Source organism: Aureimonas ureilytica DSM 18598 = NBRC 106430 (assembly GCF_000382705.1).
Lineage (GTDB): Bacteria > Pseudomonadota > Alphaproteobacteria > Rhizobiales > Rhizobiaceae > Aureimonas > Aureimonas ureilytica.
On the sequence record NZ_ARQE01000009.1, the window covers coordinates 206068 to 226910 of the forward strand.

At 66.6% G+C, this 20843-nt stretch carries 18 protein-coding genes; 7 read left to right on the forward strand and 11 right to left on the reverse strand.

Features of this window, described 5'->3' with window-relative positions; all coding sequences use genetic code 11:
* The first annotated feature begins 171 nt into the window (after window positions 1-171).
* The 6 genes from cyoA (at window position 172) to B146_RS0118475 (ending at window position 6631) form a co-directional block, all read left to right on the forward strand.
* Window positions 172-1341 carry a ubiquinol oxidase subunit II gene (cyoA, locus tag B146_RS26650; RefSeq protein ID WP_019997956.1) on the forward strand — a complete coding sequence of 390 codons (1170 nt, stop codon included), beginning with the start codon at window positions 172-174 and terminating at the stop codon, window positions 1339-1341.
* A gap of 64 nt (window positions 1342-1405) precedes the next feature.
* On the forward strand, window positions 1406-3415 hold the full coding sequence (cyoB, locus tag B146_RS0118455; protein ID WP_026358731.1) for a cytochrome o ubiquinol oxidase subunit I: 2010 nt from the start codon (window positions 1406-1408) through the stop codon (window positions 3413-3415).
* Window positions 3412-4044, forward strand: coding sequence for a cytochrome o ubiquinol oxidase subunit III (gene cyoC, locus B146_RS0118460; protein ID WP_019997958.1), 633 nt, complete (start codon window positions 3412-3414; stop codon window positions 4042-4044). The genes cyoB and cyoC overlap by 4 nt, the downstream gene beginning before the upstream one ends.
* Window positions 4041-4463: a cytochrome o ubiquinol oxidase subunit IV gene (cyoD, locus tag B146_RS0118465; RefSeq protein WP_019997959.1), complete on the forward strand. Its 423-nt coding sequence runs from the start codon at window positions 4041-4043 to the stop codon at window positions 4461-4463. Before cyoC ends, cyoD begins: the two co-directional genes overlap by 4 nt.
* A 109-nt stretch (window positions 4464-4572) precedes the next feature.
* Window positions 4573-5289 carry an SURF1 family protein gene (locus tag B146_RS0118470; RefSeq protein WP_019997960.1) on the forward strand — a complete coding sequence of 239 codons (717 nt, stop codon included), beginning with the start codon at window positions 4573-4575 and terminating at the stop codon, window positions 5287-5289.
* A gap of 82 nt (window positions 5290-5371) precedes the next feature.
* Window positions 5372-6631, forward strand: coding sequence for an alpha/beta hydrolase (locus B146_RS0118475; RefSeq protein WP_019997961.1), 1260 nt, complete (start codon window positions 5372-5374; stop codon window positions 6629-6631).
* Window positions 6632-6693: 62 nt separating this feature from the next.
* On the opposite strand, the gene B146_RS0118480 is transcribed toward B146_RS0118475, so the two are convergent.
* The 3 genes from B146_RS0118480 to oiaX all read right to left on the reverse strand — a co-directional run bounded on the left by B146_RS0118480 (window position 6694) and on the right by oiaX (window position 10773).
* Window positions 6694-8025, reverse strand: a complete 1332-nt coding sequence (locus tag B146_RS0118480; RefSeq protein ID WP_019997962.1) for an MFS transporter — start codon at window positions 8023-8025, stop codon at window positions 6694-6696.
* A 131-nt stretch (window positions 8026-8156) separates the two neighbouring features.
* Window positions 8157-9485, reverse strand: coding sequence for a four-carbon acid sugar kinase family protein (locus B146_RS0118485; RefSeq protein ID WP_019997963.1), 1329 nt, complete (start codon window positions 9483-9485; stop codon window positions 8157-8159).
* Between the two features lie 16 nt (window positions 9486-9501).
* A complete protein-coding gene (gene oiaX, locus B146_RS0118490; protein WP_019997964.1) occupies window positions 9502-10773 on the reverse strand; it encodes a 3-oxo-isoapionate-4-phosphate decarboxylase OiaX in 1272 nt (423 codons plus the stop codon).
* 166 nt (window positions 10774-10939) lie between these two features.
* Here oiaX and B146_RS0118495 point away from each other — a divergent pair, with 166 nt between their 5' ends.
* Window positions 10940-11653 (forward strand): transcriptional regulator NanR, encoded by a 714-nt coding sequence (locus tag B146_RS0118495; RefSeq protein WP_026358734.1) that lies wholly within the window; start codon window positions 10940-10942, stop codon window positions 11651-11653.
* Here B146_RS0118495 and apnL read toward each other — a convergent pair.
* The 8 genes from apnL to B146_RS0118535 form a co-directional block, all read right to left on the reverse strand.
* Window positions 11641-13569, reverse strand: coding sequence for a D-apionate lactonase (gene apnL, locus B146_RS0118500; RefSeq protein ID WP_019997966.1), 1929 nt, complete (start codon window positions 13567-13569; stop codon window positions 11641-11643). The genes B146_RS0118495 and apnL overlap by 13 nt on opposite strands.
* Window positions 13570-13572: 3 nt before the next feature.
* Window positions 13573-14601, reverse strand: a complete 1029-nt coding sequence (locus B146_RS0118505) for a Gfo/Idh/MocA family protein (RefSeq protein WP_019997967.1) — start codon at window positions 14599-14601, stop codon at window positions 13573-13575.
* Between the two features lie 77 nt (window positions 14602-14678).
* Window positions 14679-15506: a phosphogluconate dehydrogenase C-terminal domain-containing protein gene (locus B146_RS0118510; protein ID WP_026358735.1), complete on the reverse strand. Its 828-nt coding sequence runs from the start codon at window positions 15504-15506 to the stop codon at window positions 14679-14681.
* 38 nt (window positions 15507-15544) lie between these two features.
* On the reverse strand, window positions 15545-16612 hold the full coding sequence (locus B146_RS0118515; RefSeq protein ID WP_019997969.1) for an ABC transporter permease: 1068 nt from the start codon (window positions 16610-16612) through the stop codon (window positions 15545-15547).
* Entirely contained in the window at window positions 16612-18192 is a 1581-nt protein-coding gene (locus B146_RS0118520) for a sugar ABC transporter ATP-binding protein (protein ID WP_019997970.1), read from the reverse strand. Before B146_RS0118520 ends, B146_RS0118515 begins: the two co-directional genes overlap by 1 nt.
* Window positions 18189-18836 carry a DUF2291 family protein gene (locus B146_RS0118525; protein ID WP_019997971.1) on the reverse strand — a complete coding sequence of 216 codons (648 nt, stop codon included), beginning with the start codon at window positions 18834-18836 and terminating at the stop codon, window positions 18189-18191. The genes B146_RS0118520 and B146_RS0118525 overlap by 4 nt, the downstream gene beginning before the upstream one ends.
* A gap of 64 nt (window positions 18837-18900) precedes the next feature.
* Entirely contained in the window at window positions 18901-19839 is a 939-nt protein-coding gene (locus B146_RS0118530; protein ID WP_019997972.1) for a D-ribose ABC transporter substrate-binding protein, read from the reverse strand.
* A 140-nt stretch (window positions 19840-19979) separates the two neighbouring features.
* On the reverse strand, window positions 19980-20744 hold the full coding sequence (locus B146_RS0118535; RefSeq protein WP_019997973.1) for an SDR family NAD(P)-dependent oxidoreductase: 765 nt from the start codon (window positions 20742-20744) through the stop codon (window positions 19980-19982).
* Window positions 20745-20843 lie beyond the last annotated feature (99 nt).

Genomic DNA, 20843 nt, shown 5'->3' on the forward strand with positions numbered 1-20843 from the left:
TGATCTCGCTCCTCAACTTTGGCAACCGGGGGGAACATTCGCGTTTCCGGTGTCGATGCCACCTTGAATATAGGCCTCGGCAGGCTTAACGAACGCCTCATAAACTATTTGCTGCGATGCAGCTAAGAAAAGCATGCAGGCGACCCCATTTCGCTGGATTGGACCGCTACCTTGAGCCGACTTCGCTTCCTAGCCCTCGCACCGTTTCTCCTGCTGATCGGCGGCTGCAATGCCGTCCTCCTGAATCCGGCAGGCGACGTCGCCCTTCAGAAGCGCGACCTTCTCTACATCTCCACCGGGCTGATGCTTCTCATCATCATTCCCGTGATCGCCGCGACGGTGATCTTCGCCTGGCGCTATCGCCGCGGCAACAAGGATGCGACCTACGATCCCGAATGGAACCATTCGACGCACCTGGAGCTGGCGATCTGGTCGGCGCCGCTGCTCATCATCATCTGTCTGGGAGCGTTGACCTGGACCGCCACTCATCTGCTCGACCCGTATCGCCCGCTGACGCGCATCGCCGAAGGGCAACCCGTCACGCCCCAGATGAAGCCCATCGAGGTCCGCGTCGTTTCGATGGACTGGAAATGGCTCTTCATCTACCCAGAACTGGGCATCGCGACGGTCAACGAGTTGGCCGCTCCCGTCAATACACCGATCAACTTCAAGCTGACCTCGACCAGCGTGATGAACGCGTTCTTCGTGCCCTCGATCGCCGGCATGATCTACACGATGAACGGCATGGAAACGCAGCTTCACGCCGTGGCGAACGAGGAGGGCGTGTACGACGGCATGTCCTCGCACTACAGCGGCGCGGGCTTCTCCAACATGCGCTTCAAGTTCCACAGCCTGAGCCCGCAGGGCTTCGACGCCTGGGTCGACAAGGTCCGCGCCGAAGGCCAGCCGCTCTCGCGCGAGACCTTCCTCGAGCTGGAGAAGCCGAGCGAAAAGGAGCCGGTGCGCTACTATTCGAGCTTCGCGGACGGCCTTTACAACGCGATCCTCAACAAGTGCGTGGCGCCCGGCAAGATGTGCGCGGACGAAATGATGCAGATCGACTCGATGGGCGGAGCCGGCGTCGACAGTCATCAGAATCGCGAACGCCTGATGTGGGACACGCGCCGCGCCGAGCAGGGCGACGAGCCCGCCGGTGCGACCTTCCCGGCCAGCGGCCGCATGCCGCACAGCTCGGACCAGCCGCAGGGCATGCAGCCGGACCAGCTGAACCCCGAGGTCAACCAGGACGGAACCGAAACGCCTCCGGCCAATCCGTCCGGCAATGTCGCGCCCAATAGCGGGACCGGTGTCGCGCCGGCCCAGCTGAACCAGACGAACTAACCGAGCACCGTGTCGCGCCGTTTGGGGTGCGACGCCTGACGATGCCATCGCACGAGTGCCAGAGATGCAAGACAACTCCGATCTCATACGAATGATCTTCGGGCGCTTGACGCTCGAAGCCTTCCCGTATCACGAGCCGATCGTCGTCGTGACCTTCGGCGTGGTGATGCTGGGCGGGCTCGCGCTCCTCGGCGCGCTCACCTACTTCAAGCTCTGGGGCTATCTCTGGAAAGAGTGGCTCACCAGCGTCGACCACAAGAAGGTCGGCATCATGTACATGATCCTCGGCATCGTCATGCTTCTGCGTGGCTTCGCCGACGCGATCATGATGCGCCTGCAGCAGGCCTGGGCCTTCAACGGGTCCGAGGGCTATCTGAACGCCCATCACTACGACCAGATCTTCACCGCGCACGGCGTGATCATGATCTTCTTCGTCGCCATGCCGCTGGTGACGGGTCTCATGAACTATGTCGTGCCGCTGCAGATCGGCGCGCGCGACGTGTCGTTCCCGTTCCTGAACAATTTCAGCTTCTGGATGACCGCCGGCGGCGCCATCCTGATCATGGTCTCGCTCTTCGTCGGCGAGTTCGCGCGCACGGGCTGGCTGGCCTTCCCGCCGCTCTCGGACGCGAACTACAGTCCGGGCGTCGGCGTCGACTATTACATCTGGGGCCTGCAGGTTGCCGGCGTCGGCACGCTTCTCTCCGGCGTCAACCTGCTCGTGACCATCATCAAGATGCGCGCGCCGGGCATGTCCCTCATGAAGATGCCGATCTTCTGCTGGACCTCGCTCTGCACCAACATCCTGATCGTGGCCTCGTTCCCGGTCCTGACGGCGGTGCTCGCGCTCCTGTCGCTCGACCGCTATGTCGGCACGAACTTCTTCACGAACGATCTCGGCGGCAACCCGATGATGTACGTGAACCTCATCTGGATCTGGGGGCATCCCGAGGTCTACATCCTCATCCTGCCCGCCTTCGGCATCTTCTCCGAGGTCACCTCGACCTATTGCGGCAAGCGCCTGTTCGGCTACACCTCGATGGTCTACGCGACGATCGTCATCACGATCCTCGCCTATCTCGTCTGGCTCCACCACTTCTTCACGATGGGGTCCGGCGCGAGCGTGAACTCCTTCTTCGGCATCACGACGATGATCATCTCGATCCCGACGGGAGCGAAGATCTTCAACTGGCTGTTCACCATGTATCGCGGCCGCATCCGCTTCGAGCTGCCGATGATGTGGACCGTCGCCTTCATGATCACCTTCGTGATCGGCGGCATGACAGGCGTGCTCCTGGCGGTTCCGCCTGTCGACTTCGTGCTGCACAACTCGCTGTTCCTGGTCGCGCACTTCCACAACGTGATCATCGGCGGCGTGCTGTTCGGCCTGTTCGCCGGCATCAACTACTGGTGGCCCAAGGCCTTCGGCTTCAAGCTCGACCCGTTCTGGGGCAAGGTGAGCTTCTGGGCCTGGGTGGTCGGCTTCTACGTCGCCTTCATGCCGCTCTACGTGCTCGGCCTCATGGGCGTGACGCGTCGCCTGCGGACCTTCGACGATCCCTCGCTGCAGATCTGGTTCGTGATCGCGGCCATCGGCGCCGGACTGATCGCGGTCGGCATCGGCGCCTTCCTGATGCAGATGTTCGTCAGCGTGCGCCGTCGCCACGAGCTGGCGGACGTGGACGGCGATCCCTGGGGCGGGCGCACGCTGGAATGGGCGACGTCCTCGCCGCCGCCGGTCTACAACTTCGCCTTCTCGCCCATGATCCACGACGGCGACGCCTGGTATCAGATGAAGCAGCGCGGCTATCAGCGTCCTCTGGAAGGCTTCAAGCCGATCCACATGCCGCGCAACACCGAAGCGGGCATCGTGATCGCCGGCCTTAGCGTCGTCTTCGGCTTCGCCATGATCTGGTACATCTGGTGGCTCGCGGCGCTCTCCCTCGTCGGGATCGTCGGCTACTCGATCTACCACACGTTCAACTACGACCGGAGCTTCCACATCCCGGTCAGCGAAGTGATCGCGACGGAAGCCGAGCGGACCCGTCTCCTCTCGAAGGCCAAGCACGCATGACCACGAGCCCCTCGTCTATCGCGCAGGACGACGTCCTGACCTTCTACGTCGCCGACGAGCACGAGCACGCCGAGGGCTCCAGCACGATGCTGGGGTTCTGGATCTACCTGATGAGCGATTGCCTCATCTTCGCGTGCCTGTTCGCCGTCTACGCGGTTCTGGGCGGCGCCTACGCGGCCGGCCCGAGCCCGAGGGATCTGTTCGATCTGCCGCTCGTGGCGCTCAACACCTCGATGCTGCTTCTGTCGTCGATCACCTACGGCTTCGCCATGCTCTCCATGGCGAAGCGGGACGTGCGCTCGGTGCAGATCTGGCTCGGCATCACCGGCCTGTTCGGTCTCGCCTTCCTCTGCATCGAACTCTACGAGTTCGCCCATCTCATTCATCTGGGTGCGACGCCCCAGCGCAGCGCGTTCCTGTCGGCCTTCTTCGTGCTGGTCGGCACGCACGGACTGCACGTCACCTTCGGCCTGATCTGGCTGGTGACGCTGATGTTCCAGATCAACCAGCGCGGTCTCGTGCCGGCCAACCAGCTGCGGCTCAGCTGCCTCAGCATGTTCTGGCACTTCCTCGACGTGATCTGGATCGGCGTCTTCACCTTCGTCTATCTCATGGGAGTGCTTCGATGAGCGCCAAGGCCCCTTCGAGCAAGCACGCCGCCCTCGCGGACGGTGCGGGCCACGGCCCGACCGACGATCACGGGCATCTGGACGGACACGGGCACGACCACGGCACGTTCGGCGGTTACGTCACCGGCTTCGTCCTGTCGGTCATCCTTACGGCCATCCCGTTCTGGCTGGTCATGGGCGAGGTTCTCGAAGACCGCGCGCTGACCGGCATCATCATCATGGCGCTCGCGGCGGTTCAGATCGTCGTCCACATGATCTTCTTCCTGCACATGAACGGGAAGTCGGAGGGCGGTTGGACCATGACGGCGCTGGTCTTCACCGTGGTGGTCGTGGTGATCGTTCTCGCCGGCTCGCTCTGGGTCATGTACCATATGAACACGAGCATGATGCCCATGCACAATATGAGCATGACGCCCTGACATTCCCGAGGGGCGGGCCGCGCGATGACGCGGCCCGCCCCTTTTTCATGCCTCGGGCTTGCCTTCGCCTCCCGTCCGAACGCGGCAAGCGGTCCTGAAAAGAGCGCCGATGCGTCGCCGATCCCGCCTTCTTCTTCTCGTCCTGTCGCTGCCTCTCGTCTGCGGCCTTCTCGCCCTCGGCATCTGGCAGGTGGAACGCCGCGCCTGGAAGCTCGATCTCATCGAACGGGTCGACGCCCGCGTCCACGCCCCGGCCGTTCCCGCTCCGACGCGAGCCGAATGGCCGGCGATCGACAAGACCGCGGACGAGTACCGCCGCGTGCAACTCACCGGCACCTTTCTCAACGATCGTGAGACCCTCGTTCAGGCCGTCACCGATCTCGGCGGCGGTTTCTGGGTGGTGACGCCGCTGCGTGCGACGGATGGCTCGATCACCCTCGTCAATCGCGGCTTCGTGCCGGGCGATCGGCGCGACCCGGCCAGCCGGCCGGAAGGCCAGCTCGACGGCGAGCAGACCGTCGAGGGCCTGCTGCGGATGAGCGAGCCGGGCGGGCGTTTCCTGCGCGCCAACGAACCCGCCGCAGACCGCTGGTACTCGCGGGACGTCGCCGCCATCGCGGCTGCCCGCGACTTGGACGGGCCGGTCGCGCCCTATTTCGTGGATGCGGGCGCCGAGGCGGTGCCGGGCGGCTATCCGGTCGGCGGCCTCACCGTCATCCGCTTCAACAACAATCATCTCGTCTATGCCCTGACCTGGTTCGCCCTCGCGCTCATGCTCGCGGCCGCCGTCGTCTTCGTCTGGCGACACGACCGCAACCGGGACTAGCAAGGCCCGAGCGCTTCGGGCTCGCCCGGACGGCCGCACGCTGGTAAAGCGGGGCGGGGCAAGACGAGGTTTCGGGGGACGCATGACACTGAGCCGGCTGGTGGGCGCCCTGATCGGACGGCGCGGTCTCGTCACGATCCTCGCGCCGTTCCTGCTACTGTCCGCCTGCGCCAGCCGCCCCTATGCGACGCTGGTTGCGGTCGGGGAAACCGTGCCTGGTGCGCGGGAGGTCGACATGCTGGTCGCGACGACGCGCGCGCCGTCGCCCGTCGCCGGCGTCGTGTTCTCCGGCGATCGGGGGCCGGGGCTGTCGCTCGAAAACATCGTCGTATCGATCCCCCCGGCGGGAACGCGCAAGGCGGGCGAGGTCGTCTACCCCAAGAGCACGCCGCCTGACCCGAGCCGCGAGTTCGTCGCGCTGCGCATCGATCCGATGAACGAGGGCGCCGTGGATCGCTGGTTCCGTCAGCGCGAGGCACCGAGCGGGCGGCTCCTGATCTTCGTCCACGGGTTCAATTCGAGCTACGAGGAAGCGGTCTTCCGTTTCGCCCAGATCAGCCACGATTCGGGCGCGGACGCCGCCCCGATCCTCTTCACCTGGCCCTCGCAAGGCTCGATCTTCGGCTATCTCTACGACCGCGAAAGCGCCAACTATTCCCGGTCCAGCCTGGAAAAGGTGATCGAGGAAGCGGCCGCGCGCCGTGACGTCTCCGAGATCACGGTCATGGCCCATTCCATGGGAAGCTGGCTGACCATGGAGGCGCTGCGCCAGATGGCGATCCGCAAGGGGCGTCTTCCCGCCAAGCTCACCAACGTCATCCTGGCGTCGCCCGATCTCGACGTGGACGTCTTCCACGAACAGCTCGACGAGATCGGGCGGGATCAGTCCCGCATCACGATCTTCACGTCGAAGGACGACCGGGCGCTTCTCGTGTCGCGGCGTCTGGCCGGCGGGGTCCAGCGCCTGGGCGCTGTCGATCTGACGCGCCCGGAAGTGCAGGCCTCCTTCGCGCAGCGCGGCATCACGGTCGTGGATCTCACGAGCGTGCGCACCGGCGACAGCCTCAATCACACGAAATTCGCGCAGAGCGCCGAAGTCGTGAAGGCGATCGGGCGGCGGTTGATCGAAGGGCAGAAGGTCTCGGAAGGCAATCTCGGCCTCGGCGAAACGCTCGGCGCGGCGGCGATCGGCACGGCACAAGGCGTCGGCTCGGCCGTGAACGCCGCCGTGACCGTGCCCGCCGCGATCGTCGATCGCGGCGCGCGCCAGAGGCTCGGCCAGAGCATCGAGGATGTCGGCCGCAATATCGGCGGCTCGCTGCAGACGGTGACCGGCAACTAGGCGTCCGTCCGACGAAGGCCGGAGGCTCGCCCGATCGGTGGCGAGCCTCATTTCTCGACGGATCAGACGCTGGAACGCCTGACCGTCTCCTCCGAAGGCGCCCGCAGGCGCGGCAGGGCGATGAAGGAGAGAACCGCCGACAGAGCCATGAAGCCGCCGACGATCGCCATCGGGACGACATAGCCACCGGTCCAGTCCTTCACTGCGCCGGTGATGTAGGGAGCGGCGAAGCCCGCGACATTGCCCATCGTGTTGATGAGGGCGATGCCGGCCGCCGCGCCCGCGCCGGTGAGGAAGCGCGCCGGGAAGCTCCAGAAATTCGGCAGGGCCGAGAAGATGGCGCAGGCCGTCAGCGTGATGACGGCGATCGTCGCGGTCGGGCTCTGCATGGTCAGCGCCAGCGGGATCGAGACGGCGCCGAGAATGGCGGGAAGGCCGATATGCCAGGGGCGCACACCCCGGCGGGAGGCGTCGCGGCTCCACAGGATCAGCGCCACGGCGGCGGGCAGATAGGGGATGGCCGTGACGAGGCCGCGCTGCATCACCGTGAACTTGGTGCCGAACTGCGCTTCGAAGCCGCCGATGATCGTCGGCAGGAAGAAGCCGAGCGCGTAGAGCCCGTAGATGAAGCCGAAATAGATCAGCGAGAGGGTCCAGACGCGCCCGTCGCGCAGGGCCTGTCCCGAGATATGGCCGCCGGAGGATTTGGAGCGGTCCTCGCGCGCGAGCTCCTCGTTCAGCCAGTCCCGCTCGGCCGGGGTCAGCCATTTGGCGTCGTTCGGCGTGTCCGGCAGGTAGAAATAGGCGATGACGCCGACGATGATGGCCGGGATCGAGACGCCCGCGAACATGACGCGCCAGCCGGCAAGGCCGAACAACCCGTTCATGTCGATCAGGAGCGAGGCGAGCGGCGCGCCGATCACCGTCGTCAGCGGCTGCGCGACGTAGAAGACGGCCAGAACCTTGGCCCGGTGGCGGGCCGGCACCCAGAGGCTGAGAAACAGGATCGCGCCCGGAAAGAAGCCGGCTTCGGCGATGCCGAGGAGGAAGCGCAGCCAATAGAGCTGCGTCGCGTCCTGCACGAAGGTGAAGAGCAGCGAGACGATGCCCCAGCTCACCATGATGCGCGCCAGCCAGCGCCGCGCGCCGAACTTGTGAAGCGCCAGATTGCTCGGAATTTCGAGGAGGATGTAGCCGAAGAAGAAGATGCCGGCGGCAAAGCCGAACTGCGCGGCCGAAAGGCCGAGATCTTGCGTCATGCCGTTCGGCCCGGCAAAGCCGATGGCGGTGCGGTCCAGGAAATTGATGAAGAACATCAGGCCGAGAAACGGCACGAGCCGCCAGACGATCTTGCGGATCGCCGATGTCTCGACGTCGGGTTGTGGTATGCTCATCTCGGTTCCTCGCTTTAGGTCATGGGGCACCGTTCCGCCGGATGCGGTCCGGCGGTCGGTTTCAGTCTCGGGTCGATGCGCGCGTCGCCCCGGCGGGCGGTGTCCGAAGGGCCAGCCCTTCGGACGAGGGGTCAGCTCCCCCGGCGAATCCGCACGAAGTAATCGTCGTGGCCGACCTGTCCGCCCTTCAGCGCGATCTCCAGCCCGTCGAAGGCGGGGTCGTCGCTATGGGCGGTCGAGACCGGCGATCCCGGCGTATCGGGAAGCGGCAGGCGCGGCGTGAGCGCGTGGACGCCGAGCTGGCGCAGCGCATGGCTCGACGTGTCGCCGCCGGCGATGACGGCACGCGACAGGCCCGCCTGGCGGACGAGATCGGCCTGAAGCCGGCCGAGCCCGCGACCGATCGCATGGCGCGCACCGTCGCTCCCTGCGATCTCCGCGCCGAGATCGCTCTCAGGGCCGAGCGCGGTGTAGACGATGACGCTGCGACCCGCTTCCAGATGCGCCAGAGCCTGCGCCCGCATCGCCTCCACGGCGGCGCTGTCGCCGTTCACGAAATGACGGGGGTCGAAGGCAAGTGCTTCGAAGCCCTCGCTCTCGGCATGGCGGATCTGGCGCTCGGTGGTCGGCGAGCAGCTGCCCGAAACGACAGCGAGGCGCTCCGTGGCCCCGAGCGGCGCGAAGCGCGCGGGTGCGCCGATCGTCCCGTCCTCGCGCCAGCTTTCGGCCAGCGCATATTCGACGCCCGACGAGCCCACGACGAAGCGCGAGCCCGCCCGCGCCAGACGCTGGAGCTGACGACCGGCCGCGCGCTGGCTCGCGGCGTCGAGAACGTCGAGGAGGATCGCGCCGGGCCGGGCCGCGTGGGCGGCGTCCGCCACCTGGTCTGCCTCCTCGCCGCCGAGCGCGAGATGATCAAGAAGCGCGATCGTCAGGTCGGCCTGATCGGCGAGATGCCGACGCAGGTCGGCCTCGCGCATGGGCGTCACCGGATGGCGGCTCATGACCGGATGCCGGTCGATGCGGAAGACCTCGCCGCGATAGGCGGCGAACAGATGGCCGAAGGCGGTGTAGCGCTTCAACTGCGGCGCGCCGACGAGGATGGGCACGGGATGGCCGCCGAAGGCGGCATGGCCGATCTCCAGCGCCCGGCCGATCGAGCCGATCGCGGCCGAGGAATCGAAGGTCGAGCAGACCTTGTAATGGCTGATCTCGGCCCCTTCCTGCGCCATCCAGAGGAAGACCGGCGTCAGGTTCTCGTCCATCCAGCCCGGCGTTTCGCTGCGGCTGGTGCCGGCGACGCCGATGGCGCGAGCGTCGGGAAAGCGCGCGCGCTGCGCCTCGGTCGGCACGTCGAGAAACAGGACGGTCTCGACGCCGCGAAGGGCGAGCGCTTCCATCACGTCGGTCGAGCCGGTGAGGTCGTCGCCATAGAAGGTGAGAAGGAGAGGGCTCGTCATGGGGCGCTCCATGGGATCAGGCACCCGCGCCAGAGGCGAAGGTCCGGATCGACGCGGCGAGTTCGGGATGGCTGGCGGCATAGGTTTCCAGCGGGATGCCGGCGACCGCCGCTTCCCAGGCCTGGCGCACGGCGCGAACGCCCGCGCCCGGTCCGCCCGGATGGCTGACGACGCCGCCGCCGCACAGATACATGATGTCGGTCGTATCGACGGCCGCCAAGGTCGCCGGCGCCTGCCCGCCCCATTGGCCGGAGCAGACCACGGGCAGGGGCTTGTCGGCTTCCGAGAAGATCGGGCGATCGAGCGCCTGGAACGAGCGCACGAAGGAGGCGTCGGGCTCCCAGTATTTGGCGCCGATCCCGTTGATCTGGAACTGATCGACGCCAAGAAGCCGCCAGAACTTCTCGTAGACGGCAAAGTCCATCCCGAGCGAGGGATGCCGGGTCAGGATGTCCCAGCCGTTGCGATGGGCGTGCAGGACGAGCTGCGAGCGTTTGCGCAGGAAGCTCATGGCGCCCATGCCGATCGAGTTGATGTTGACCACCGCCGCGTTGCCGCCGGCCTCCACCACGAGATCGTGGTTGCGCATCATCTCGTCCGGGTCGGTGGCCGAGATGCCGAAGGCGATCATGACCTTCTTGCCCGTGCGCTGCTCGTGGTCGAGAACCACCGGCATGATCGCCTTCACGCGCTTGGCCAGCGGCGAATAGGCGGGGCTCATCAGCTTCTCGTCGTCCTTGATGAAATCGACGCCGGCGTCGACCAGCTCCTTCACCATGGCCGCGCTCTCGTCGGGGCGAAGGCCGAGCGCCGGTTTCACGATCGTGCCGATGATCGGGCGACCCTCGACGCCGGTCAGCCGCTTCGAGCCCGCGATGCCGAACTGGGGGCCGGGATAGGCGCCGGCAAAGGCGGGCGGCAGCTTCAGGTCGGTGACGCGAATGCCGCTGAAGCCCTTGATCGAATAGGTGCCGCCGATGGCGATCGTCATCAGAGCGGCGAGATCGGTGCCGACCGCCTCCAGCGGAAAGGCGATGTCCGCCTCGCCGCAGTTGAAGCGCCAGGCCTCGGCGAGATCGTCATGCGAGCGGCCGAAGGCGGGCTCGGGAACCGGATCGAGCGGGCGCACGTCGAGAACTCTCGCGGCGACGCGCGCCTTGAGTTCGGGCGTCTCGCCGGGCAAGGGAACGAACGTGCCGGTGGATTGGTCGCTGGCGATCTTGGCCGCCATTTTCTCCACGCTGCCGGGCGTTTCGATGCGGTAGGTCAGAACGATCGTGTCGGACATGTCATTTCCATCTGGAAGGTCTGCGGCTGCCGGGCCATTCAGCCTCTTGCGCCCTCGCCTTCGTCTCTGTTCCGATTCCAAACTCTGGTATAATCATCACACCAGCGGGAGCGTCCGGTCGATGATCGGGCCTCCGCTTTCCCTTTTTTCGCGCGAGGAGCAGTCCATGGCGTCGCCGTCCGAACCCATCGTGCGCCGGAAGCTGTCGTCGCAGGTCTTCGACCGGCTGAAGGCGATGATCACGGACGGGACGCTGAAGACCGGCGACGTCATGCCGTCCGAACGCGAGCTGATGGAGCGCTTCGGCGTCGGCCGCCCGGCCATTCGCGAGGCCATGCAGAGCCTCGGCAATCTCGGCCTCATCGCGATCTCGCATGGCGAGCGGGCGCGCGTCCTGCCGCTGACGCCGCGCTCGGTCATCTCGCAGGTCGATCTGGCCGCCGAGATCATGCTGTCCACCTCGCCGGCGGCGCTGGATCACCTCAAGGAAGCGCGCATCTTCTTCGAGCGCGGCATCGTGCGGCAGGCAGCCGAAAAGGCGAGCGCCGAGGATATCCGAGCGTTGCGCGCGCTTCTCGACGCGCAGGCCGACGCGCTCGGCACGCCCGACATCTTCATCGCCGCCGACATGCGCTTTCACACGCGCATCGCGTCGATCTGCGGCAATCCGATCTTCGAGGCCGTGTCGAGCTCCATGCTCGGCTGGCTCAAGGAGTATCACACGGAGATGCTGATCTGGACCGGCCGCGAGAACCTGACCCTCGTGGAGCACGAGGAAATCCTCGACGCCCTCGCGCGCAACGACGCGGACGGCGCGGAAGCGGCCCTGATCCGCCATCTCGAACGGTCCCGCGCGCTCTACGTCCATCAGGCGTCCTGACCCTTGGCCGCGACCGACATGAGCCGCGCCACGGCATAGGGTTCGAGGCGGATCGTCTCGGCCAGGGGCAGGGCCGCCGGCATCTCGCCCGGCGCCGCGTCGAGAAAGCTCGCCTCGTCCAGGACGCTCGCGGACCAGCGACCGGCGAGCCGGAGCGTCTGGATTTCGCCCGTCAGGTTCGCGAGCCAGAGGCTCGTGCGCCCATCCTCGCCGCGCGTCGCGAATCCGTCGATCCGGGTCCGGTCCGAGGAGGCGAGCGCCAGGCGCGGGGTGCCGGCGGCGTGGGCGAGACCCTGCGCGACATGGAACAAGGGTACGACGCCGCCGTGCTCGGTCAGAAGGCCGCGCGGCCCGGCGAAGGAGGCGCCGCACCAACTCTCCAGCGCGCCGCCCTCCAGCCGCGCGGCATAGCCGATGGCCCAAGCGGCACCGAAGAGGCCTCGGCCGCGCGGATCGTCGGCGGCCATTGGCACGCGCTTGTTGTCGGGATTCGGCATGGTGCGCGAGCCGTAGGGATTCTGACGCATGCCGATCGTCGTCGGTCCCAGCCGGTAGGGCTTGTCGCTGACAAAGGCGCGGGTCGATCTGACAATGAAGGGGATCGCCTCCAGCGTCTGCATGACGCTTCGATCGTCGGCCGCGTGGACGATAGGGCAGGTCGCGTGGGTGAGGAAGTCCAGCGGCTCCAGCGGAACGCGCTTGCGGTTCAGCTCGGTGAAATAGCTGAACATGCCGCCGCCCAGCCGGACATCCGGAAAGGCGCGGCGCGCGGCGGCGTAGATGTCGGCGAGTGGCGGGCAGTCCGGCCATGCACTGCCCGGCGGGGTCGAGCCGCGATCGGCATCCGGGCCGACTACCAATGTCTCCAATCGCAAGCCGGCTTCGCGGATCGCCTGCGCGCCGGCTTCGCACTCGGCGTCGAGATCGCCGCGTGCGGGGAGGACGAATTCCAGCGCGATTTCCGCCTCGGGGCATTCGGCCGCGATGCGGGCGAAGCGCTTCAGATCGCCCACGCCATGGCCGGCCAGCGGATCGAAGTGAAACAGGAGATATCGGGGCGCGATGGCCTTCAGCCGTGCGATCTCGGCGAGCGCGGTCTCGGCCTCTTCCGGCGCGATGGCGAGGCCGAAGCGGGGCATCGTCTCGCCGGTCGCATCGCCGAGCGCGATCTCGACCAGGCCTGTCTGGAGGGCGGCCGGCGACAGGGCGGCGACGTCCCCCGTAATCGTCATTGTCACCGCCTGCCGATTGCTCACGCCGCTTTCCAACCGATAGGGCCAGGGCAGGGCGAGGGGGCGGACATAGGTCTTGTAGGAGGCGTCGGACCAGGCGCGCTGATCCTCCATCTCGAACGCATCGCCCTCCATCCGGCAGGTCGCGCGCAGGCCGGGCGCGATCTCGTGCGTGATGGCGCGAATGTCCTTGAAGGGCTGCCAGGGCTCGATCAGGTCGGGGAAGCGGCTGCGCTCCGTCGATCCATCCACATGCTCGATTTCGGCCGCTGTTCCGGCGAGATGTTCGATCGGATGCAGCACGCAGAAGCCGCAGCGATTGGTTTCGAACGCGCCCTCGGACAGGGCATCCACCTCGAAGGAAAGCCGGCCGGACGCCTCGCCGGCGATGCGGGCACGATAGCGCAGCCGTGCGCCATCCGGGGCCTCGCAGGCGGCCTCGAAGCGCAGGGCGAAGCGGTCGGCCTCTTCCTCCTCGATGGTGAGGTTCTCGATCGGCGGATCATAGGTGCCCCAATCCCGGTCGCGCACGACATAGGAGATGGCGCGCAGGACCTCGTGGCCCTTGAAGCGGATCGCGCGCAGCGCACCCGAAACGAACTCCACCGAGAGCGGCCCCGCCGTCATCAGGCGCGAGGCGGCGGGCGGCTCGTCGGTGCCGAAGAGCTTGATGCGGTCGCTCATGGCTCAGAGGCTCGCCGGATCGACGGTCTGGCGCGAGGCCGCGCCCTCGTAGGCCGCTTCCACGAGCGCCAGCGTCTTCAGATTGTCGCGGCCGGACGTGTCGGGCTCGCGGCCCGCGCGCAGGCTCTCCACCCAGTGCTTCTGGATCAGGAGCACGCTTTCCTGAATGTTGTGCCAGGGGCGCTCGGCCCAGGCGAGGAGCGGGGGCGAGACGTCCGTATGCGTCGTGCCGCTCGCATCCGTCACGGTCAGCCGGTAGCCGGCGTCGAGGCGGATCGATCCGTCGGAGCCGTCGATCTCCACCAGCGTCTGGGGAAAGCGCTCCTCCTCCAGCTTCGTGGCATAGGAACAGTCCACGACCGAATGCATCCCGCTCTCGTGGTCGAGCAGCATGGTGGCGACATCCTCTCCGCGAATGCGCGGATTGACGCGCTTGGTGCGCGTCGTGATGGAAGTGGCATCGCCGAACAGAAAGCGCGCGATGTCGAGCGCGTGGATGCCCAGATCCTCGATGATGAAGCGCTCGCCCTCGGCCAAGTAAGGCTGGCCGGAATAGACGTCATAGGCCGAGCGGAAGGAAACGCGGCCGAAGAAGGGCGTGCCGATCGTGCCCGTGTCCAGCGCCTCGCGCACCCGCAGGATGGGCGACTGCCAGCGGAAATTCTCATGGACCATCAGCGGAACGCCGGCCCGCTCGCAGGCCGAGACCATGGCGCGCGCATCCTCCATGGAGGGCGCGAACGGCTTCTGGCAGATGACCGGGATGGAAAGGGAGGCGGCGAGTTCCACCAGCGCGCGGTGGCTCGGCGCGGTGGTTGCGATATCGACGAAATCCGGCTTTTCCGCGCGCAGCATCTCGGCGGCGTCGGTGTAGCGAGCGTCGATGCCGAAACGCTCGCCCATGGCCTGGAGGCGAGCCTCGTCCCGGTCGCAGATCGCGACCATCCGAACGCCTTCGATCTCGCTCCAGGCGTTCATCTGGTTGACGGCGAAGAAGCCGCAGCCGATCAGGGCGCCGCGCAGCTCGGTCATGTCACTCTCCCATTCCTTCAGTCTGCCCCGCCCGGACCTTGTCGGCCCGGACGGGACGGGTTCGCCAGTTGGAGCAATCAGGTGATGCGGCGGATCGAGGCGGCGAGTTCGTCCGGCTCGAAGACGCGCTTCCAGTCGTCGCGCATCAGCATGGGCTTGCCGAACTCGATCGCCTTGTTGCAGGCGTCGGAGAAGACGCCCGGCGTTTCCTCGAAGATCACCGCGCCGAGCACGTTCATGTGACCAAGTAGGAAGTCGCGCGCCGCTTCCTTGGGAACGCCGCGCCGGACCACTTCGTCCATGGCTTCGCGCATGACAACGAGAAGGCTGGCGCAGACCGTTTCCGACAGGCCGGGCTCGAGCAGCGCCATCTGCTCGACCGTCACGCGGTGCGAGCGCATGACGGGCGCCCAGATCACCTTCGCCACTTCCTCGCCGAGCGCATAGTGCTCCTCCGGCCCCTGCATGAGGGCCGAGGTGATGTGCTGCTTGGCCGCGATGCCGCCGAAGAAGTCCCGCTTGGCGGCAGGGTCGGTCTCGTCGTTGAAGATCGGCGGATGGCAGGGATGCGTGACGAAATAGGTGAGGTCCGCGCGCTCCGGCAGATGGCCGGCAAAGGGCGCGGCGGCGTCGAGAACGACGACCATCGTGCCCGGCTTCAGCTGCTCGTTGATGCCGGCGGCGACCTTGCCGATGGCGGTGTCGGGCACGGCGAGGATGACGACCTCGGCGCCGTCGAGCGCCTGATCCTGGGGCACGCAGTCGAAGCCGAGACCCGACTTCAGCCGCTCGCGACCCGCTTCGCTCAGCTCGACATGGCGCACGTCGAAACGCGAGCCCTTCAGATTGCTGGCGAGACGGTAGCCCATCTTTCCGCCTGCCCCGAACAGAGCAATGGATGTCATGGAATGTCCTTTCACTGCGAAAGAAATGTGCCTTCCCGTCAGCGGCCGAGGGCCGCCTGACGCTGGAGCGCGATGCGCTGCTGAAGGCGTTGCTGGAACTGATCGACCACGACGGCCGCGATGATGACGAGACCTTTGATGACGGTCTGCCAGAAGGAGGAGACGCCCATCATCACGAGCCCGTCCGACAGGATGCCGATGACGAAGGCGCCGACGATCGTGCCGCCAATCCGGCCGCGCCCGCCCGACATGGACGTGCCGCCGAGAACCGCCGCCGCGATGGCGTTGAGTTCGAAGGTCTCGCCGGTGGCGGGATGCGAGGCGACGAGCTGCGAGGCGATGATGAGGCCGACGATCGCCGCGCAGAAGCCGGAGAACATGTAGACGAACATCTTGACGCGGTTGACCTTGATGCCCGACAGCGCGGCGGCGCGCTCGTTGCCGCCGACGGCATAGATCTGCCGGCCGAGCGGCGTGCGCGCGGCGAGATAGGCCGCGCCGAGGCCGACCGCCACGAGCACCCAGATCGACACGGGCACGCCGAAGATCGAACCCGCGCCGATGAAGGGGAAGCTCGCCGTGCCCCATTCCTCGGAGCCGCGCAGGTTCGGGAAGGTCGCGCCGTCGGAGGACAGAAGCGCCATGCCGCGCGCGACATAGAGCGTGCCGAGCGTCGCGATGAAGGGCGCGACGTTGAGGCGCGTGATGAGGAGCCCGTTGACGACGCCCACCATCACGCCGACGCCGAGCGTCAGGAGGATGATCTCGTAGGTGTTGAAGAAGACCGTGTAGCCCGTGAAGTCGAGCGTCACGCCGTTCAGGACGAGATAGCCGGCGACCATGCCGCACAGGCCGACGATGGAGCCGACCGAAAGGTCGATGCCGCCGGTGATGATGACGAAGGTCATGCCGATGGCGAGGAACGCGTTCAGCGCCACGTGCTCGGACATGATGATGAGGTTCGCCGTCGACAGGAAGTTCGGCGCGGCGAAGGAGAAGAAGGCGATCACCGCGATCAGGGCGATGAAGGTGCGCGCCTTCAGGAGAAGAAGGACAAACGAGGCGTCGTTTCCGCCGGGCGCGGCTGCAAGCGATTGGGCCGACATCAGTGAAGCTCCCCAGCGGGACGGGACGAAACGGAGGTGGTCGAGGCAGGGGACAGGCCATGGCCGGCGGCCGAGAGCGCGACGATCTCGGGCTCGGAGGCCTCCATGCGCGAGCGCTCGCCCGTCACGCGGCCGTTGGACATGACGATGATGCGGTCCGACAGTTCCATGACCTCTTCGAGGTCGGAGGTGACGAAGAGGATGCCGAGCCCCTGCGCGGCCAGTTCGCGCATGACGCGGAAGATTTCGGCCTTGGCGCCGATGTCGATGCCCCGGCTCGGCTCGTCCATCAGGAGCACTTTCGGCCCCGTCATCAGCGCCTTGCCGATGACGATCTTCTGCTGGTTGCCGCCCGACAGCGAGGACACCGGATTGTCCAGCGAGGAGACCTTCACCGCGAGCTTGCGGACGAACTCGCGGACGGCACCGCGCTCGGCCTTCACGTCGAGATGAAAGACCTTGGTGAAAGCGGCCAAGCTCGACATGGTCATGTTCTCGGTGACGGAAAGGATCTGCACGAGACCTTCCGCCTTGCGATCCTCCGGGATCAGCGCGATGCCGCGCTTGATGCGGCCATGGATCGTCTTGTCGTGAAGCTCCTTGCCGTCCAGCACGATACGGCCGGTGGAAAGCGGCTCGCGCCCCATGATGCAGTCGAACAGCTCCGTGCGCCCCGCGCCCATCAGCCCGTAGATGCCGACGATCTCGCCGGCTCGCAGCGACAGGGTCACGTGATCGACCGCGAAGCCGCCGCCCTTGCGCGGCAGGGTCATGTCTTCCACGCTCAAGACCTCGTCGCCATAGGCATGGTCCACGGTCTTGGCGAAGTCCTTGGAGGCGGACCCGATCATGGCGCGCACGATCCAGGGCACGTCCACGTCGGTCATCGGCTGCGCGCCGGTGATGCGGCCATCGCGCAGGACCGTGATGTAGTCGCCGATCCGCACCAGCTCTTCCAGCCGATGCGAGATATAGACGATCGCGACCCCTTGCGCCTTCAGCTCGTTGATGACGCCGAAGAGGATTTCCACCTCGGCCGCCGAGAGCGCGGAGGTCGGCTCGTCCAGGATCAGGATGCGCGCATCCTGCGACAGGGCCTTGGCGATCTCGACGATCTGCTGCTCGCCGATGCGAAGGTCCGCGACCGGCGTGTCCGGCGCGTTGGAATGCTCCAGCCGGCGCAGAAGCGCGCTCGCGGCCTTGGCCTGGGCTTGCCTGTCGATGTCGATCCCGAGGCGCGTCTTCTCGCGGCCGATGAAGATGTTTTCGGCGATCGTCATGTTCGGGAAGAGGTTGAGTTCCTGAAACACGATGCCGATCCCGTGCCGGGCGGCATCGGCCGTACCCGACAGGGTGACGGACTGGCCGTTGACGATGACCTCGCCCGTCGTCGGCTGCTCGACGCCGGCGATGATCTTCATGAGGGTCGATTTGCCCGCGCCGTTCTCGCCGACGAGGACGTTCACCGCGCCCTTGCGCACGTCGAAATCGACGCCCTTGAGCGCCTGCGTGCCGGGATAGACCTTGGTCGCATTGCGGACCGACAGCACGATCTCGTGGTCCTGCGCGCCCGCGCTCATGCGCCGCCCCCGAGCGAAACGAGAACCGGCGTCAGGAGGATCTTGTCGCTCTTGGTCTTCATCGTGAAGACGCCCGTCGCCTCGACGGTCGCGCCGACCAGCTTGTCGCGCGGCAGGTCCTTCAGCGCGGTCTCGTAGGCCTGTGTGTTGAAGGCCTTGGCGACGTCGGCATATTCGATCTGGTTGGCATATTGCGTGAAGGAGACGAAGGGCAGCACGTCGCGGATCGAGGTGCCCTTGATGACGGGGCCGAGCTGGAGCGTCACGTCACCCTTGCCGTCGCCATCCGTGTCGAGTTCGGCGGTGGCGGCGCGCGACTGCGTGTTGGCGGCGACCACCGTGCCTTTCACGCGCACGGCGAAGTTCCAGGGCGCGCCTTCCTGCACCTCGCGATAGCCGAAGCTGCGGCCGGCAGTGTCGAGATCGGCGGCGATGGCGGGCCGCACCTCGGCGAAGGGACGGGCCTTCTCGCTGAAATAGGGGGTGACCTGCGTCGCCCACATGGCGGTCGCGCCCGCGCCGGCCTTTGGCTTGGCGGCCGCTTCCTTGCGGGCGGCAAGCTCCGCCGTTTCGATGAACTTGCAGCCGGTGAGCGCCAGTGCGAGGCCGAGGGCGACAAGGGGCAGTTTGGGAAAGTGAGACATGGAGAGCCTCCGCATCGGGCCAGCCGACGATGCGGGCGGCACGATGCGCCGCCCGCCTGTCGGGTCAGTCCTTCAGAGCGAAGGTTTCGAGCTTGTCGGCATTGTCGGCATTGATGAGCACGCAATCCATCAGCTGCTTTTCCTCGACGCCCGTCTTGCCGGTGTCGAGATATTGCTTGGCCTGCTCGACCGCGAGCTGCGCCTGACGATAGGCCGGCTGGAGAACGGTGGCCTTGATGCCGCCCTTCTTGATGCTGTCGCGCACGTCGTTCGAGCCGTCGAAGCCGACCACGATCACGTCGGTGCGGCCGGCCGCTTCCAGCGCGGCCCAGGCGCCCATGGCCATCGTGTCGTTGCCGGAGATCACGCCCTTGATCTCGGGGTTCGCCTGCAGGATCGTCTGCATCTTCTCGAAGGCTTCCGGCTGGCTCCAGTTGGCCGACTGCTGCACGACCATCTTCATGTCGGGATACTGGTCGATCACGTCATGATAGCCGCTCGAGCGGATGCCGGCATTGGTGTCGGCCTCGCGGCCCAGAAGCTCCGCATAGGGGCCTTTTTCGCCCATGAGCTTGACGAACTCTTCGGCGCCGAGCTGCGCGCCCTGATAATTGTTCGACACGATCTGCGACACGGCGATGCCCGTCTCGTTGATCTCGCGGTCGATCAGGAAGGAGGGGATGCCGGCATTCTTGGCCTTCTGCACGGCCGCCGTGGTGGCCGCCGCGCCGGCATTGTCGAGAACGATCGCCTTGGCGCCGCGCGCGATCGCCGTGTCGATCAGCTGGTTCTGCTTGTTGGCGTCGTCGTCGTGAACGAGGATCAGCGGCTCGAAGCCGAGTTCCTTGGCTTTCGCCGCCGCGCCCTCGGCCTCGGCCTTGAAGAACGGGTTGTCGTGGCTCGGCGTGATGATTGCCATCAGGTCGGCGGCGAACGCCCCGGCCGGCAGGGTGACCGCGAGCATGGCGGCGGCGGCCGTCGATAGAAGAAGCTGCTTGAACATGGATCGTCCTCCCGAAACTCTCCGAGCGAGGGCGGCTCATGGGCGCGCGGAACCTCGCATCGGGCGCTGCCTCCCCGCAGCGATGCCGGGACCATGACAATCCCTGGTCTGATCGTCAACTGGTATAATGAGTCTTCCAGTCAAGCATCCTGTGGCCAGTTGGCCTGCGTGAACACGCCGCCATCCACCCAGAGCGTCTGTCCGGTGACGAAAGCGGCGGCTTCGCTCGCGAAGAACAGGACGGGCCCGGCAATGTCCTCGGCCGTGCCGGCGCGGCGAAGAGGGGTGATGCGGCCCCAGCTCGCGGCGTAGTCCGGCGCTTCCTGCAGCGTGCGTTCGTTGAGAATGGCGCCGGGGGCGACGCAATTGACGCGGATGCCATGCGGCCCGAGCTCAGTGGCCGAGACCTTGGTCAGCTGCTCGATGCCGCCTTTCGAGGCCGTGTAGTCGACGAGGCGGGGGAAGGCGAGCTTGTTGCAGCCCGAGCCGATGTTCACGATGGACCCGCCCTTGCCATGGGCGATCATCCGCCGGGCCGCGGCCTGCGTGTTGAGGAAAGTGCCCTTGAGATTGGTCGCGATCACCCGGTCCCAGTCTTCTTCCGCCAGATCCAGAAGCGAGCTCCAGGTCTGGATGCCCGCATTGTTGACGAGAACGTCCGGCGCCTCGCCATGCCAGCGCTCCACCGCCTCGAAGAACGCGGCGACCTCGGCGGACTGGCCGACATCGCAGGCAAGGCCGAGCGCCCGGCCGCCCGCCGCCTCGATCTCCGCCGTCAGCGTGCGCGCGGCGTCTTCGTCGGCTTTGTAGCCGACGGCGACCGCGTAGCCTGCCTTCGCGAAGCTGAGGGCGAGATGCCGCCCGATGCCCGTGTTGCCGCCCGTCACCACTGCAAGCTTCGCCATGGTCCGCTTCCTCCGCCCCTGATCGGCGCGCTCTACGACGGCGCGCGGGCGGAGGAAAGACGTCTGTCACGCGTTCCAACGCGCGGCGTTCGCTCCTAA